This is a genomic window from Caulobacter sp. UNC279MFTsu5.1 (assembly GCF_900114015.1).
Classification (GTDB): Bacteria; Pseudomonadota; Alphaproteobacteria; order Caulobacterales; family Caulobacteraceae; genus Caulobacter.
Map to the genome: position 1 here is coordinate 1 of NZ_FORN01000049.1, position 15,404 is coordinate 15,404.

Genomic DNA, 15,404 nt, shown 5'->3' on the forward strand with positions numbered 1-15,404 from the left:
ATCGGATGCGCAATCCCTGGGGCGGCACGACCGACGACGGCGAGCCGCCGGCCTATACCGGATGGGGCGGCGCGCAGGCCGACGCCACGCCCTACCGGCAGACCTTGCGCGTCGACGGCAGAGCGTACGGGACGGGCCTGGGCGTGCTCGCCAACTCGCGGTTCGAGGTTCGGGCCGACGGTCAATTCCGTCGCTTCGTCGCCGAAGTCGGAGTCGACGACTCGACGTTCGATACGGACGACGCCGTGACCTTCTCCGTCTATGGCGACGGCAAGCTCCTGGCGACGTCCAAGCCGACCCGTTTCGGTCAAGCGGCGCAGCCCCTGAGCGCCAACATAGCCGGCGTGAAGATCGTCGAGCTGGTGGCGCGCGGCAATTCCGCCAAGAACAAGGCGCCCACGGTCGTCACCTGGGGCAACGCGGCGCTGCTCGGCGACTAGGGCATTTTCGAGCGAAGTGGACACCGGTTCGCGTGAAGAAAATGCGCTAAAACAAAAACCTAGAGCGCCGGCCTGATGCAATCAGGTCGGGAAACGCTCTAGGGCGCCGGGCAAGATCAGTAGAGCGGCCGCCAGGCGACCTTAATCATCATCCCCCAAACGCAGACCGCCCGCCTCGCTTGCGCGAGACGGGCGGCCGCCAATCAAACTCAAAAGCGGCGAACGCTTAGGCCGGCTGATGCACCCCGGCCTCGTTCAGCCATTCCAGGATCTTGGCCTTGGGCATGGCGCCGACCTTCATCGAGGCCATCTGGCCGCCGCGGAACAGCATCATGGTCGGAATGCCGCGCACGCCGTAGCGCGACGGAGTGGTGGGGCTGTCCTCGATATTGACCTTGGCCACGGTGACGTGGTCGGCCAGCTCCTCGGAGATCTGCTCCAGGGCGGGGGCGATCTGCTTGCACGGGCCGCACCATTCGGCCCAGAAGTCGACCAGGACCGGCTTGTCGGCCTGCAGGACGTCCTTTTCGAAGGACTCGTCGGTCACCGTCACGGTGCTCATCGTCTGGCTCCATCTGCGCCCGGAGGGTTAGGGGCGCGCTAGAAAACTGTCGTCATCGGGGATTCGCTCCCCGTCTTGCGTCAAGATTTAGGGGGCCGGGCCCCCCTCGGCAATGATCTAGAACAGCCGGGCCAGGGCGGCGGCCATCACCTTTTCTGGAACCGCCATGAGTTTGGGACCGTCCGTCCAGACGATCGCCGCCTCGATCGGCCGATCGGGGAACACCTCGGCCAGCACGGCGGCGTAGACGGCGATCTGCGACAGATAGGCCGGATCGGCGTGCTCTATGCGGTCGGGCGAGGGGCGGTTGGTCTTGTAGTCGACCACCAGCACGCGATCCGGCGTAACCACCAGCCGGTCGACCCGGCCGGCGATCCGCAGGGCGGGCGGCAGTGTCGACGCCCCGCCGGCCACCGAGACCTCGGCCCGCGAGCCGGGGCCGAACACCGCCGCGAACCGATCATCCTCCAGCACCCCGAAGGCGGCGGACGCCATTTCCGCACGCTGGTCGTCGGTCAGGTCGCGCTCGGCGGCCAGCAGGCGGCCGGCGGCGGCGCGGCGGGCGGCCGGCTCCAGGTCCGGGAGCAGCTGCAGCAGCCGGTGGATGATCTCGCCGCGCCGGTAGCGGCCCAGGCCGGCCACCGCCGCCAGGGGCGAGGGCGCGCTGCCCCGGGCCTCGTCCTCCAGGGTCGAGGGCGCGGCGTAGCGGGCGGCGGGCGTCTCGGGCGCGGCCGGGGCCAGGGTCCAGGCGGGGGTCGGGACGGGGGCCGGCGCGGCGCGCGGGGCCGGGGCCTCGGCCCGCATCGGGTCGGGGCCGAAGCGTCGGCGGCCGTCGTCGGAGATCTCGCGCACCCGGGGCGCGATGTCCGCGTGGGCGAAGGCGGCCTGGGCGGCGGCGTACCAGCCGCCGACGTTCTCGGCCTTGGTGCGGGCGTCGATCCGGCCGCACAGGACCAGCCGGTCGCGGGCCCGGGTCAGGGCCACGTAGTAGAGGCGCAGGGCCTCCTCGGCGTCCTTCTTCTCGCGCAGCTCGCGGGCCCGGGCCGAGGCCTCGCAGTCGTTGGCCTTGCTGGCGGACCACAGGAAGCCGCCCTCGGCCGTGCGCATCAGCGGCGAGCCGCGCGCCCCGCCTTTCATCGTCGTCTCGGGCAGGAAGACGATCGGCGCCTCCAGCCCCTTGGAGCCGTGGGCGGTCATCACCCGCACCTCGTGGCGGGCGCCCTCCATCTCGCGCTTGACCACGATGTCCAGGCTGGCGAAGTCGGCGACCAGGGCTTCGAGGTCGCGCACCCCGCGCTGCTCGGCGGCCAGGACCTGGGCCAGGAATTCGTCCAGGGCCTCGGCGGCCTCCTCGCCCAGGCGGGTCAGCACCTTGGCGCGGTTGGAGCGCGTGGTGTCGTCCACCCGGCCCAGCAGCAGGGCGTAGAACTCGAACGGCTGCTTGCGGCGCGATTCCGTGAGCGCCCAGCGCAGCAGGGCGTGGGCGGCGGTCCACCGGGGCTGCTCGGCGGCGCGGTCGCTCAACGCCTTCCACAGCGTGGCGGGCCGGCCCCTGGCCAGGGCGTAGAGGTCGTCGTCCGACAGGCCGCAGAACGGGCTCTTGAGCAGGGCCGCCAGGGTCAGGTCGTCGTCGGGGAACAGGCAGAAGCGGCCCAGGGCCAAGAGGTCGTCGAACACGATGTGGGCCGACAGGCTCAGGCGGTCGGCCCCGGCCACCGGCACTTCACCGCGCTTAAGAGCGCGCAATATTTCCTCGAACAGCGCTTTGCGGCGGCGCACCAACACTAGGATATCGCCATGGTGAGCTCGACGTGGCTTTCCTGTCTCCTTGTCGAGCACCTCGTCGCCTCGGGCGATCAAAGCCTTGATCTCGGCGGTGATCTTTTCGGCAAGACGACGGTTGGCGCTCTGCTCTCCCTGAGCGTCGAGCGGCGCGTCCCAGGCCTCCCGCTCCTCACCAGGAAGTTCGCGCTCCAACGGCCAAAGATCCACGCAGCCGGCGTGAGGCAGGAAGCCCTTGTGTTGGATGACGTCCGCTGTTGGCCCCGCTACCGCCTCGCGGATCCCCGGAGCGCTCATAAGGGCGTCCACGAAGCTCAGGACATCTCGGGTCGAACGATAGGACCGGTCCAACGTGATGGCGAAATTCGGCAGGTCCACCGCCGTAATCTGGGCGACGTAGTTCTGGGTCTCGACCAGAAACTTCGCCGGATCGGCACCCTGGAACGAGTAGATCGATTGCTTTGGGTCGCCGACGATGAATAGCGTGCGAGCATTCTGAGCTTCTTGGTGTTGAGTCCGCCATCGAACCGCACCGGCCCCCGCAAAGAAGTCGGAGGTGAGGGCTCCGAGTATCTCCCATTGTTCCGGAGCGGTGTCCTGGGCTTCGTCCAGCAAGATATGCTCGATGCCGCCGTCCAGCTTGTAGAGCACCCAAGCAGCATCGACTTTCTTCGTCAGCAGTTCCTTGGTCTTGTCGATCAGGTCGGCGAAGTCGAGCGCGCCGCGCGCGGCCTTCTCCTTGTTGTGTTCGTCGATGTAGAGGCCGGCCAGCAGCAATGCGTCGATGCTGTCTTCCGCGACGCGCGCGGCGTTCAGCCATTCACGGGCCTCTTCCAGGCGCTCCTGTTCGCCGAGCAGGCGTGCGCGCAGGTCTTCGCGCGGCTTGAATGTCGTCGTCGTGGCGTAGTGCTTCCTGGGTTCGCCCTTGTCGGTGAAGATGGCCGCCAGGGCGTCCTCGAACGCGCCTGTCGCCAGCGTCCGCCTCAGTCGCTCGGCGTGTTCGGTGTCGCGGATCTTGCCGCTCGATTCCAAAAGGCTGGCGCAGGCTTCCCAGAGGTCCGGATCCAATTCCGCCATGGCTTCGTCGGCGATGCGGCCCGCGCTGGACGGCGCCTGGAAGCCGCAGGCGTTCCAGACATCTCCAATGAAACCCGAGGGGCCGTGGTCCGCGCCCAGATACTCCCCGATCGCCCCGCGCCGGCTTTCGAAGGCGGCGAACATCGCCTCGAAGCTGGCGAAGTCGAGGGCCGTCGAGAACCGGGCATAGGCCTGGGCGAACGCATCGTCGTGGTCGGTGACATAGGCCGCCACCTGCCGCAGGGCGCCCTGGGCGATGGCGGCGCTGGCGCTGTCGTCCATCACCTGGAAGCCCGGCGAGACCCCGGCCTCCAGTGGAAAGCGCCGCAGCAGCTTCTCGCAGAAAGCGTGGATGGTCTGGATCTTCAGCCCGCCCGGCGTCTCCAGCGCCTTGGCGAACAGGCCCCGGGCCTTGGACAGCTCGCGGTGGTCGAAGCCGGCCGGTTCGCGGCCCTCCAGCGCGCCCAGCTGCTCGCGCAGCTTGACGTCGGGGGTGACGCACCATTCGCCCAGCCGCTCGAACAGCCGCCGCTGCATCTCGGCGGCGGCGGCCTTGGTGTAGGTGACGCACAGGATGGCCTCGGGCGCCGAGCCGGCCAGCAGCAGGCGCGCGACCCGGTCGATCAGGGTCTTGGTCTTGCCCGAGCCGGCGTTGGCCGTGACGAAGGCCGAGATGGCCGGGTCGGCGGCGACGCGCTGGGGGTCGGGTTGCAAGGTCGGGGCGTCGGACATGGTCATCAAGATCCTCCCCCTCTGGGGGAGGTGTCGGCGAAGCTGACGGAGGGGGTATTGCTGAGCCGGCGGGGATGAACCCCCTCCGGCCCTCTGGGCCACCTCCCCCAGAGGGAGAGGATCTGCGTGAGGAGGGACCTCACTCCACCCCCTCCCCGTCGTCGCCGCTGGTCGACCATTCGAACACCCGCGCCAGGTGGCCGTAGTCGCCGGCGTGGTCGTGCACGAACTGCGGGGCCACCCGCGAGAGGTACGGCTGCCTCGGATTGTCGTAGCGCTCGATCAGCGTCCGCAGGCCGTTCAGCGCCTTGACCGCCGCCTCGCTCGCCTCGGCCCCGGCGGCGGCGCGCACCTCCTCGACGCCGGCCGGCCTGCGGCCGGTGACCCGCAGATAGGTCAGCTCGCCCGGCTCGCGCGGGCCGAGGTCCGGGAAGCCGCCCTCGCGCAGGATGGCGGCGGTCAGGGTCAGCTGCGGCGAGAAGCCGGTCTCGACCTGCTTCTTCGACGGCGCGGCGCCGGTCTTGTAGTCGAGGATGTGGGCCAGGCCGTCGGCGGTGGGCTCGATGCGGTCGGCCTTGGCGGTGACGGTGAACGGCCGGCCGCCGATGTCGAAGGTCAGCTCGCCGGCCGCCTCGACCACGATCCGCTCGGCCCCGGCCCGGCGGCGGGTCTCCAGCTCGGCGACCCACAGGGCCGCCTCGCGGGCCAGGGCGCGCTCGCGGGCCAGGGCGGCGGCCGGCATGCCGGCTTTCTCCAGCTCGCCCAGATAGAGGCCGGCGAAGATCTCGGCGGCGTCGGCCGGCACGGGGCCGGGGTGCTCCAGGGCGAAGGTCTCGAACGCCGCGTGGATCGCCGTGCCGCGCGCCCGGGCCTCGACCGGCTCGTCGGGGCGGTCCAGCGGATAGAGCTTGAGGATGTCGCGGGCCCAGACGGCGTAGGGGTCGCGGGTCAGGGCCTCGACCCGGGTGACGGCCATCCGACGCGGACGGTCGGCGACCGGCGGGGTCGGGGCCGGGCGCCGGATCGGGTCGTAGGGTCCGGGGGCGTCCAGGTCGCGGGCCCAGGCCAGCACGTCGGGCCGTTCGGTCAGGGAAAGGCCGGCGCCGCGCGCCAGGGTCTTCAGCCGCCACAGCCAGCGGCTCTCGACGGCCGGCGCCCCGCCGCGGCGTTCGCTGTGGACCAGGACCACGTCGGGCGCGCAGGCGGCCTGGGCGAAGTCGTGAGCGGTCAGGCCGATGCGGCGCTCGGGCGGCGGCAGGTTGAGCTTGGCGCGCATCGGCCGCGACAGGAACGGGTCGATCGGCGCGCCGCGCGGCCAGATCCCCTCCTCCAGGCCGGCCAGGATCAGCCGGTCGGCCCGCACCATCCGCGCCTCGATGGCCCCGAAGATCCGCAGGCGCGGATGGGTGGCGCCGCCGGTGCGCAGGGTCTCCTCGTTGACCAGCCGGTCCAGCAGGTCGGCGAAGCCCTGGGCCGAGGCCGGCGGCAGGGCGACCCCGTCGGTGATCAGCGACGACAGCAGGCCCGCCAGACTCTCGCCGGCCGAACCGGCCCACAGGTCGGTCGGGTCGGCCAGGGCCTCCAGCGCCTCGACCAGGGCCCGGGCGGCGGCGGCCGGCTGCCCGGCTTTCGGATTGGCGACATAGGGCCTGGCGACGCGGTGGGCGGCGGCCAGTACGCGCTCGACCAGGGCCTTGGCGTCGGGATGTTTCTCCAACCGCTCCAGAAGCTTGGCGGCGTCGCGCGGGGCCGGGCCGCGTAGGCCGTAGCGCTCCAGGTCGCGCGCGGCCTGGGCGTCGGCGCGCAGCAGCGGATGCTTGGCCACGGCCAGCAGGCGCACGGGATCCAGCGACTCCACGGCGAGACCGGCGACATGCTGGGCCAGGATCGCCGCGGCGCTGGCGGCCAGGGGCGCGCCGGCCGAGCTGTCGGGGATCACGCCCCAGCGCGCCAGCCGGGCGTTGACCCGCCGGGCCAGCTCCTGGTCGGGCGTGACCATGGCGGCGGTCAGGCCGGGGGTCTCCAGAGCCTCGCGCAGGAGTAGGGCGCAGGCGACGGCGGCCTCCTCCTCGGTGCGGGCGTTGACCAGGGACAGGCCCTTCAGCCCTTCCTTGATCGGGTCCAGGCCCGGGGCCTCGGCTCGCAGCCGGTCGATCTGGGCCAGCCAGTCGGCGGTGGCCTCGGCGGGACGCAGAGCCTCGTTGATCAGGCGGCGGCGCCAGCGGCCCCGGCTGTCGGCCTCGGGCCACCAGGGGCGGACGTCGGCCCGCGTCACCTCGGCCCCGACCAGCAGGCGCTTCATCGCCCCCTGCGGATGCTGCTCGCCCGGCAGGCCCTCGATCTTGTCCCAGGCGTCGTCGGCCAGGCCGTCGTCGAGGCCGGGCAGCACGACCGCGCCCCGCGGCAGGCCGGCGATCACCCGCAGCAGGCGGGCGGTGGCCGGCGCCGTGCCGGTCGAGCCGGCCGCGACCAGCACGCCTTGCGGCGGGTTCGTCTCCCACTGGTCAGAAAGCGCGTTGAGCAGCCGCACCCGCCGGTCGCTGACGTCGATCAGCCCCATCTCGAGGAGGCGTTTGGGCCAGGCGGTCAGCACCGCCTTGAGGAACCGCGCCGAGACCTGCCAGTGCCGGGCCAGGTCGCCTTCCGCCAGGCCGTCCAACCGGCCGTCGTCGGTGACCACCTCCTCGATCTGACAGCTGTCGAGGAACTCGGCCAAAGCCTTGGCCATCTCCAGGGCCTGGCCGGCCTGGGGCTGGAACGACAGCAGGTGGGCGTGATCGGCCACTAGTCGGGCCAGCTCGAACCGGCGGCGGCGCGAGGAGACGGCGGGCGGCAGGTCCAGGCTCAGCTCGCCCGGCTCGAACGGCGGCTCGCCCTCGTCCAGGTCGCCCAGCGGCCGGATCTGCGGCAGCAGCAGGGCCTTGCCGCCGCCGGCCGAAACGAAGGCGTCGGCCAGGGCGCGGGCCCCGCGCCGGGTGGGGGTCAGGACGGTGGCGGCGGGCAGGGCCTCGGGACCCAGCGGCGCCAGGGCCTCCAGCAGCCCGCGCGCCAGGTCCTCGACGAAGGGCCGGTGGGCGGGGATCGAGAACCAGCGCGGCCCCGGATGATCGAAGGGGCCGGCCATCTTCAGGTCCGTCCAGCCAGGCGGGCCTCGGCGACCTCCCGCGCGTCGGGATCGCCGACATGCATCCACACCCCGGACGGCGCGACGCCGTGCACGCGGCGATCGGCGGCCAGGGCCTTCCAGATCGGGGTCAGCGAGAACGGTCCGTCCGGACCGTCGGCCACGACCTGCGGCTTGCAGATGTGGACGCCGACATAGACCAGCGGCGCGGTCTCGCCGGCCGCCTTGAACCGTACCGCCCCGTCCTCGCCGAGGAACACGTCGCCGCTGTCGTGGAAGCCCAGCGACGCCTTGGTCGAGGCCAGCATCAGGCAGACGTCCATGGCCGCCGGATCCCAGGCGCGGGCCACCGCCTTGATGGCCGAGGCGTCCTCGATCCAGACGGAGTCGATATTGGCCACCCAGATCGGGTCCTCGCCCAGCAACGGCAGGGCGTGCTTGACGCCGCCGCCGGTCTCCAGGGCCTGGGGCCGCTCGTCGGAGATGACGATGTGCGGCAGCGGGTGGGTGGCGGCGCGGCGGACCAGATGCTGCTCCAGCCGGTCGGCGAAATAGTGGACATTGACCACGGCGGTCTCGACCCCGGCGGCGGCCAGGCGGTCCAGCATATGGTCGATCAGCGCCTTGCCGCCGACCTCGACCAGGGCCTTGGGCCGGTCGTCGGTCAGGGGCCGCATGCGGGTGCCCAGGCCGGCGGCCAGGACCATGGCGACTTTCGGGGCCTGCGAGGGCGCGACGGTCATCGACGGGCCTCCGCCGGCACGTGGACGTCGAACCAGGCCTTCAGGCCCGCGAGCGCCGGATTGGCGAAACAGACGTCGAGATAGGTCCAGAGCCGGGGAATGAAGTCGGCGTAGCGGGGCTTGCCGTCGCGGGTCACCAGCCGGGCGAAAATGCCCAGGATGCGCACGATGTTGAGCGCGCCCAGGGCGTGATAGTCGGCCAGGAAGGCGGTGCGGTCGAGGTCGGGGCGGGCCGCCAGGTAACGGTCGAGGCCGGCGGCCTCGCGCTCGGGCGAGACGGTGCGGCGGGCGTCGTGCAGCAGCATCGACAGGTCCCAGGCCGGATGGGCCAGCACCGCGTCCTGGAAGTCCAGCAGCCCGACCCGGGCCGCGCCGTCGCGCGCGGGCAGCCAGATCAGGTTCTCGGCGTGATAGTCGCGGTGACAGAACACGGTGGCCCCGGCCTCGCCCCGCGCCCGGATCGGCGCCCACAGGGCCTCCCATTCGGCCAGGGCGGCGGCGTCGAAGGTCAGGCCGCGGAACTTCGGCTGCCATTCGACAAAGATGTCGTGGGCGGTCTTCAGGGCCAGGTCGTCATAGGTCAGCAGCGGCCAGGTCGAGCCGTCGAAGTCGAGCACGCCGGGTGTCGGGGCGGCGTGGATCGCCAGCAGGCCGTCGATGGCGGCGTCGTACAGCGGGGCCTCGTCGGTCCCTGCCGCGATCAGCCGGGCATAGAGGTCGTCGCCCAGGTCCTCCAGCACCGCCAGGCCCGCGCCCGGGTCGGCGGCCAGCACCTTGGGGGCCGACAGGCCCTGGGCTCTCAGCCAGCCGGCGCAGGCCACGAAGGCGTCCACCCGGCCGGCGGCCAGGCGGGCCAGGGCGTTGTAACCCAGGGCCGCGCGCTGTTGCGGCGTTGCGTCCGGCGGACAGGGCGCGGTCTCCACCGACGGCGGCTGGTCCATGAAGATGAAGCTCTGGTCGCCCCTATGCAGCCGCTCGTAGCTGCGGGTCGAGGCGTCGCCGCCCAGCGGCTCGCGGCGGGCGTCGCCGAAGCCGTGGGCCGCCAGGAAGGCCGCCTTGGGGGTTTCGCGATCAGAGCTCAAGCTTGCGTCCTTCGAAGGTTCCGTGCGGGACGAGGGTGGCGCGCCGCGCCTCCCCATCGTCGCCCGTGGGGACGATGTCTATAGCGAGTCGGTTGGCCGGCAGGCGCCCCTCCAGCCGCTGGGGCCATTCGATCACGGCCGCGCCGTCCTCCAGCGCCTCCTCCAGTCCGATCTCGTAGGCCTCGTCCGGGTCGGTCAGGCGGTAGAGGTCGAAATGGGCGACCGGGAAGTCGGGCCCGTCGTAGAACTGCACCAGGGTGAAGGTCGGGCTGGGCACCTCCTCGTCGGGCGAGGTCAGGGCGCGGACCAGGGCCCGGGCCAGGGTCGACTTGCCCGCCCCCAGGGGGCCGGTCAGGCAGACGGCGTCGCCGGGGCGCAGGGCCTGGGCCAGCCTCTGGCCCAGGGTCTGGGTGGCGGCCTCGTCGGGCAGGGAAATCTCGATCATCGCAGCACCGCGTCGGGGTTGGCGGGCAGCACGCGCTCGACGAAGTGCTTGAGCGCCCCGGTGGCCATGGCCGCGTCGGGGTCCAGGGCCTTGGCCGGGATCGGGCGGCCGACGATCAGGGAAAAGCGCCGTCCGCGCTTGTTGAGCATCTCGTGGAACAGGGTGATGTCGCGCAGCTCCTGGAACCGGCCGTCGAACAGGTGGAACAGGGTCGACCACGGGCCGGTCAAGTGCAGCGGGACGATCGGCGCGCCGCTCCAGCGGGCGATCGACACGGCCGAGGCCTGCCAGGGCTTGTCGGTCAGCCGGCCCTGGACCTTGGTCGCCAGGCGGCCGGCCGGGAAGATCACCAGGGCCTGTTCGGCCTTCAGCGCCGCGCGGGTGCGCTCCAGCACGCCGCGGGTGTGGGTCAGGGTGCGCTTGGCCTCGACCCACTCGACCGGGATCAGCGCCTCGTCCAGCCGCGGGCAGACCCGCACGGCGTCGGCGTTGGCGTAGAAGACGAGATCGGCGCGCCGGGCCTTCAGGGCGTCATGGACCGCCACCCCGTCGGCGATGCCGGTCGGGTGGTTGCAGACCACCAGGGCCGCGCCCTTGGCGGGCAGGTTGTCCAGGCCCTGGACCGTCACGTCCAGGCTCAGCAGGTCGGACACGTAGGCCAGGGCCTCGTGGCCGCCCATCGGGGCGACGGCCTGCGCCAGCGCCCGGGCCTTGCCGTAGCTGAGCAGGGCGTGCAGCGGCCCGCGCGCCAGCGGCCAGGCCGGCGAGCCGCACAGCTTGGGCGCCCGCTCGGCGATCAGGGTGTCGATGATGTGGGGGCGGGCCGGATCGACGGCCTGCGAGGTGCTCATCCGCCGACTCTAGAGAAGCCGCCGCGCGGTTCCAAGGCGAGGCGGGAAATTTGACGGACCGGCCGCGACGTCGGAGGTTGGGGCGGTAGAGAGGGGATTCCCGCATGAAGCGTTTCGGCCTTTGGTTCGTCGCCGTCGTCGTGGTCGCCGCCGTCGGGGCGGGCGCCTTGACCTACTGGAACGTCGAGCTGCGCTGGCGGCCCAAGACGATCACCAGGAACCAGGCCGAGATCGCCAAAATCCTGGAGACCGCCGGCTGGGTGTCGCCGGGGCTGAAGGGGCAAAAGCTCTACATGGTCAGCTTCCGCACCTGTCCCGACTGCGTGCGCTTCAAGTACGAGGAATATCCGGGCCTGCACAAGGCCGGCGTCGACACCCGGCTGATCGAGATCGCCCGCGCCGACCGCAACGGCGTGCCGAAGTCGACCCCGGCCGAGCGGGCGACCGTCGCCGAGCTGTGGGTCAACCGCAGCTGGGCGCTGTCGGAAAGGTGGGACGCCACGCCGGTCGAGGCCTGGACGGCCAAGGGGATCGCCCCCGCCGACGGCGACGTCGCCCGCACCGCCGTGATCGAGGCCGGCCGCAAGACCGTCGAGGACCTGCGGCCGCTGCTCAAGGCCAATGGCGTCAACTTCGCCTATCCGCTGCTGGTCTGGTGGACCAAGGACGGGACGATGAAGGCCTGCGCCTGCGAGCGGCGCGAGACCTACCGCTTCGTGCGGAAGGACCTGGGGGTCTAAACCGGCCGGTTGCTGATCTCGGCCTTCCGCGCCTGGCGGGTCTTGGTTCCGGGGCGGTGGTCGAGGTCGCCGTCGTGGGGGGCCGCGCCAGCGTCAAGATCCAGGTTGTCGGCGTCGTCATAGAGCGCCGCGGTCGCCCCTTCGGGGGCGAGGTCGGAGGGAATCGTCCGGTCTTCGGGTTGGGCCATGTCGGTCTCCTTCTGACGATGTCAGGGAAACAACGACGTCGCCTCCAGCCACGTTTCATGGCTGGAGGCGAGCGCTTGGACGTTTAGAAATCCTGCAGCGTCGGGCGGACGGCGATCTCGCTGACGTCGACGTCGGCCGGCTGCTCCACCGCGTAGGCGATGGCGCGGGCGATCGCCTCGGCCGGGATGGCGATCTGGTAGAAGTCCTCCAGGCCCTTCAGGGCCTCGGGGTCCGAGCTGCCGTGGCGCAGTTCGCTGTCGGTCACGCCGGGCGAGATCACGGTGACGCGGATCTTGCCGCCGACCTCGTGGCGCAGGCCCTCGGAGATGGCCGAGACGGCGAACTTGGTGCCGCTATAGACCGTGCCGCCCGGGCTGAAAACCTTGCGGCCGGCGATCGAGCTGATGTTGACGAACTGGCCCGAGCCCTGGGCCTCGAACACCGGCAGGGCGGCGGCGACGCCGTACAGCACGCCCTTGATGTTGATGTCGATCATCCGGTCCCATTCGTCGGTCTTCGCGGCCGACATCGGGGCGATGGCCATCAGGCCGGCGTTGTTGATCAGAACGTCGACGCGGCCGAAGGCCTGGACGGCGGCGGCGATCATGGCCTCGACCTCGGCCTTGACGGTGACGTCGGTCTGGACGGCGATGGCCTGGCCGCCGGCGGCGGTGATCTCGGCGACCAGGGCCTCCAGCCGGTCGATGCGGCGGGCGGCCAGCACCAGGCGGGCGCCCTTGGCGGCGAGGTGGCGGGCGGTGGCTTCGCCCAGGCCGCTGCTGGCCCCGGTGACGACCACGACCTTGCCGGCGATGTTGGATTCGAGGTTGGCGGACATGCGATTTCTCCTTGATGTCTCGGGGTAGGCGTCGCTGTCGGCGTCCCCGTGAGCTGGAAGATGAGAGCTCGACCCGTCCGCGATAATCCTTGATAGTTTGAATGCGGTTTCAAACAGGATTTGATAATGCAGCGCGACCTGCTGGACGGCGTCGTGGCGTTCACCACCGTGGCGCGGCGGCGAAGCTTCACCACGGCGGCGGCCGACCTGGGCGTGACGCCGGCGGCGGTCAGCCACGCGGTCAAGCAGCTGGAGGCCCGGCTGGGCGTGGCGCTGTTCGCCCGCACCACGCGCGAGGTCGGGCTGACCGAGGCGGGGCGGCGCTACCTGCAAGGCGCCCAGCCGGCGGTCGAGGCGATGCAGGCCGCCACCGCCTCGGCGCGGTCGCTCGGCGAGGGTCCGGCGGGCACGGTGCGCGTGACCACCTCGCGCCTGGCCCTGCGGATGGTGCTGGCCCCGGTGATCACCGACTTCTGCCGCGCCTATCCGGACGTGCGGCTGGAGATCGTGGTCGACGACGCCCAGATCAGCATCATCGAGGAGGGCTTCGACGTCGGGGTGCGGATGGGCGAGATGATCGCGCCCGACATGGTGGCCGTGCGCGTGTCGCACCCGTTCCAGTTCTGCGTGGTCGGTTCGCCCGCCCTGCTGGCGCGCCACGGCCGGCCGGGGCATCCGCGCGACCTGAAGGGCTATCCCTGCCTGAACGTCCTGCAGACCACCCGCCTGAACAACTACCGCTGGGAATTCGAGGAGGACGGCCGCGAGTTCGAGGTGGCGGTCGACAGCCCGATCAGCGTCAACGACTTCGACTTCCTGCTGAAGGGCGCGCTGGACGGCCTGGGCCTGACCTACCAGCCCGAGCCCCTGGCCATGCCGCACGTGCTGACCGGACGGCTGGAGCGGGTGCTGGACCCCTACCTCGCCGGACCGACGGCCTGGCACCTCTACTATCCCAGCCGCCTGGGCGCCTCGGCCGCCCTGCGGGCCCTGGTCGAGTTCATGCGCGGCCGCCTGCGCGCGCCGGGACGGGCGTAGGGGCTTCCCCCGCCGGCCGCGCCGCGCTAACCGGAGCGCCGATGCCCACATCCGTCCGCACCGCCTACCGAGAACGCCTGGCCCAGGGCGAGATCAAGCCCGACGTCGCCCAGGCCGCCGCGGTCGACGCCCTGTCGCGGCTGGAGGCCGACCTCAACGACGCCGGCGAGCCGGGCTTCTCGCTGTTCGGCCGCAAGCCCAAGGGCCAGAAGGGCGTCTATCTGTGGGGGCCGGTCGGGCGCGGCAAGTCCATGCTGATGGACCTGTTCTTCGACAGCGCCCCGGTCAACCGCAAGCGCCGCGTGCACTTCCACGTGTTCATGGCGGAGGTCCACGAGCACATCAACGCCTGGCGCAAGGGCGACGCGGCCGAGCGCAAGGCGCGCTTCGGCCAGCACCGGGGCGACGACCCGATCGCCCCCACCGCCGACCTGATCGCCGCCGACGCCCGCCTGCTGTGCTTCGACGAGCTGCAGGTCACCGACATCGCCGACGCCATGATCCTGGGCCGGCTGTTCGAGGCCCTGTTCGCCCAGGGGGTGACCCTGGTCGCCACCTCCAACCGCCCGCCCGACGACCTCTACAAGGACGGCCTGAACCGCCAGCTCTTCGTCCCCTTCATCGAGATGCTGAAGGAGAAGCTGGAAGTCGTGGCCGTGCGCGGGCCGGTGGACTTCCGGCTGGACCGGCTGCGCGCGGCCCGCACCTGGCTGGCCCCGGACGACAAGGCCAGCCTCGCCGAATTCGACCGCCTGTGGACCGACATGCTGGACGGGGCCGAGGAGACGGGGGCCACCGTGGAAGTTCTCGGCCGTAAGATGCGCTTCCCGCGCGCCGCCGGCGGCCTGCTGCGCGCCTCGTTCGCCAGCCTGTGCCAGCAGGCCCTGGGGCCGCAGGACTACCTGGCCATCGCCGAGCGCTTCCACACCCTGTTCCTCGAGGACGTGCCGCTGCTGACGCCCGAGCGGCGCGACGCGGCCAGGCGGTTCAACACCCTGGTCGACGCCCTCTACGAGGCCGACGCCAAGCTGGTGGCCCTGGCCCACGGCGAGCCCGAGGCGCTGTACCCGGCCGGCGACGGGGCGTTCGAGTTCGAGCGCACGGTGTCGCGCCTGCAGGAGATGCGCTCGGCCGACTACGTGGCGCGGGTGCGGGATTAGGAGAGTGTCATGAGCGTGAAAGACCGTGTCCGCGTCCACGAGACCCGGCTGCTCTCCGACAACTGGTACGTCCTGAAGACGACCACCTTCGACTGGAAGCGCCGCGACGGGACCTGGCAGACCCAGAGTCGCGAGGTCTACGACCGCGGCAACGGGGCGGTGCTGCTGCCCTACGACCTGGCCCGGCGCACCGTGCTGCTGGTGCGGCAGTTCCGCTATCCGGCCTTCGTCAACGGCCATGACGACCTGCTGATCGAGGCCGCCGCCGGCCTGCTGGACGACGCCGAGCCGGAGGTGCGAATCCGCGCCGAGGTCGAGGAGGAGCTGGGCTATCGCCTCGGCGTGGTGACCAAGGTCTTCGAGGCCTTCATGAGCCCCGGCTCGGTGACCGAGATCCTGCACTTCTTCGTCGCCGAGTACGACGCGGCGATGCGCATCGGCGACGGCGGCGGCCACCCGGACGAGGGCGAGGACATCGAGGTGCTGGAGCTGTCGATCGACGAAGCCCTGGCCATGGTCGCCGACGGCCGCATCCGCGACGCCAAGACCATCATGCTGCTGCAGCACGCGGCGCTGACGCTGTTTCGGGCGTAGGGGGCTG

At 71.5% G+C, this 15,404-nt stretch carries 14 protein-coding genes; 5 read left to right on the forward strand and 9 right to left on the reverse strand.

All coding sequences use genetic code 11. The annotated features are described in order from the left end of the window. Nucleotides 1-440, forward strand: a 440-nt coding sequence (locus BM066_RS21450) for an NPCBM/NEW2 domain-containing protein (protein WP_177218350.1), incomplete at its 5' end; no start/stop codon positions are given. A 226-nt stretch (nt 441-666) separates the two neighbouring features. On the opposite strand, the gene trxA is transcribed toward BM066_RS21450, so the two are convergent. The 7 genes from trxA to BM066_RS21485 all read right to left on the reverse strand — a co-directional run bounded on the left by trxA (nt 667) and on the right by BM066_RS21485 (nt 10,838). Continuing rightward, entirely contained in the window at nt 667-1,002 is a 336-nt protein-coding gene (gene trxA, locus BM066_RS21455; RefSeq protein ID WP_018061274.1) for a thioredoxin, read from the reverse strand. A gap of 117 nt (nt 1,003-1,119) precedes the next feature. Beyond that, nucleotides 1,120-4,593, reverse strand: a complete 3,474-nt coding sequence (gene addA, locus BM066_RS21460) for a double-strand break repair helicase AddA (protein WP_089930238.1) — start codon at nt 4,591-4,593, stop codon at nt 1,120-1,122. Nucleotides 4,594-4,732: 139 nt separating this feature from the next. Beyond that, nucleotides 4,733-7,717 carry a double-strand break repair protein AddB gene (gene addB / locus BM066_RS21465; protein WP_089930233.1) on the reverse strand — a complete coding sequence of 995 codons (2,985 nt, stop codon included), beginning with the start codon at nt 7,715-7,717 and terminating at the stop codon, nt 4,733-4,735. A gap of 2 nt (nt 7,718-7,719) precedes the next feature. Beyond that, the gene (murU, locus tag BM066_RS21470) at nt 7,720-8,460 is read right to left on the reverse strand and encodes an N-acetylmuramate alpha-1-phosphate uridylyltransferase MurU (RefSeq protein ID WP_018061078.1); all 741 of its coding nucleotides are present in this window, start codon (nt 8,458-8,460) and stop codon (nt 7,720-7,722) included. Then, a complete protein-coding gene (gene amgK, locus BM066_RS21475; protein WP_089930234.1) occupies nt 8,457-9,599 on the reverse strand; it encodes an N-acetylmuramate/N-acetylglucosamine kinase AmgK in 1,143 nt (380 codons plus the stop codon). Before amgK ends, murU begins: the two co-directional genes overlap by 4 nt. Next, the gene (tsaE, locus tag BM066_RS21480) at nt 9,532-9,987 is read right to left on the reverse strand and encodes a tRNA (adenosine(37)-N6)-threonylcarbamoyltransferase complex ATPase subunit type 1 TsaE (protein ID WP_018062138.1); all 456 of its coding nucleotides are present in this window, start codon (nt 9,985-9,987) and stop codon (nt 9,532-9,534) included. The genes amgK and tsaE overlap by 68 nt, the downstream gene beginning before the upstream one ends. After that, nucleotides 9,984-10,838 (reverse strand): 1-acyl-sn-glycerol-3-phosphate acyltransferase, encoded by an 855-nt coding sequence (locus BM066_RS21485; protein WP_018062139.1) that lies wholly within the window; start codon nt 10,836-10,838, stop codon nt 9,984-9,986. The genes tsaE and BM066_RS21485 overlap by 4 nt, the downstream gene beginning before the upstream one ends. A gap of 104 nt (nt 10,839-10,942) precedes the next feature. On the opposite strand from BM066_RS21485, the gene BM066_RS21490 reads away from it, so the two are divergent. Further along, entirely contained in the window at nt 10,943-11,578 is a 636-nt protein-coding gene (locus BM066_RS21490) for a hypothetical protein (protein ID WP_018062140.1), read from the forward strand. Here BM066_RS21490 and BM066_RS21495 read toward each other — a convergent pair. Both BM066_RS21495 and BM066_RS21500 read right to left on the reverse strand, forming a co-directional pair. Further along, complete coding sequence (locus BM066_RS21495; RefSeq protein WP_018062141.1) at nt 11,575-11,766, reverse strand: hypothetical protein; 192 nt, start codon at nt 11,764-11,766, stop codon at nt 11,575-11,577. The two genes, BM066_RS21490 and BM066_RS21495, sit on opposite strands and share 4 nt — an antisense overlap. 83 nt (nt 11,767-11,849) lie before the next feature. Beyond that, nucleotides 11,850-12,605, reverse strand: a complete 756-nt coding sequence (locus BM066_RS21500) for an SDR family oxidoreductase (protein WP_018062142.1) — start codon at nt 12,603-12,605, stop codon at nt 11,850-11,852. A gap of 126 nt (nt 12,606-12,731) precedes the next feature. On the opposite strand from BM066_RS21500, the gene BM066_RS21505 reads away from it, so the two are divergent. The 3 genes from BM066_RS21505 to BM066_RS21515 are packed head-to-tail and all read left to right on the forward strand — an operon-like array spanning nt 12,732 to nt 15,397. Beyond that, on the forward strand, nt 12,732-13,643 hold the full coding sequence (locus tag BM066_RS21505; RefSeq protein WP_018062143.1) for a LysR family transcriptional regulator: 912 nt from the start codon (nt 12,732-12,734) through the stop codon (nt 13,641-13,643). Between the two features lie 41 nt (nt 13,644-13,684). Further along, nucleotides 13,685-14,803 carry a cell division protein ZapE gene (gene zapE / locus BM066_RS21510; RefSeq protein ID WP_018062144.1) on the forward strand — a complete coding sequence of 373 codons (1,119 nt, stop codon included), beginning with the start codon at nt 13,685-13,687 and terminating at the stop codon, nt 14,801-14,803. 9 nt (nt 14,804-14,812) lie between these two features. Continuing rightward, nucleotides 14,813-15,397, forward strand: coding sequence for an NUDIX hydrolase (locus tag BM066_RS21515; RefSeq protein ID WP_018062145.1), 585 nt, complete (start codon nt 14,813-14,815; stop codon nt 15,395-15,397). Nucleotides 15,398-15,404 lie beyond the last annotated feature (7 nt).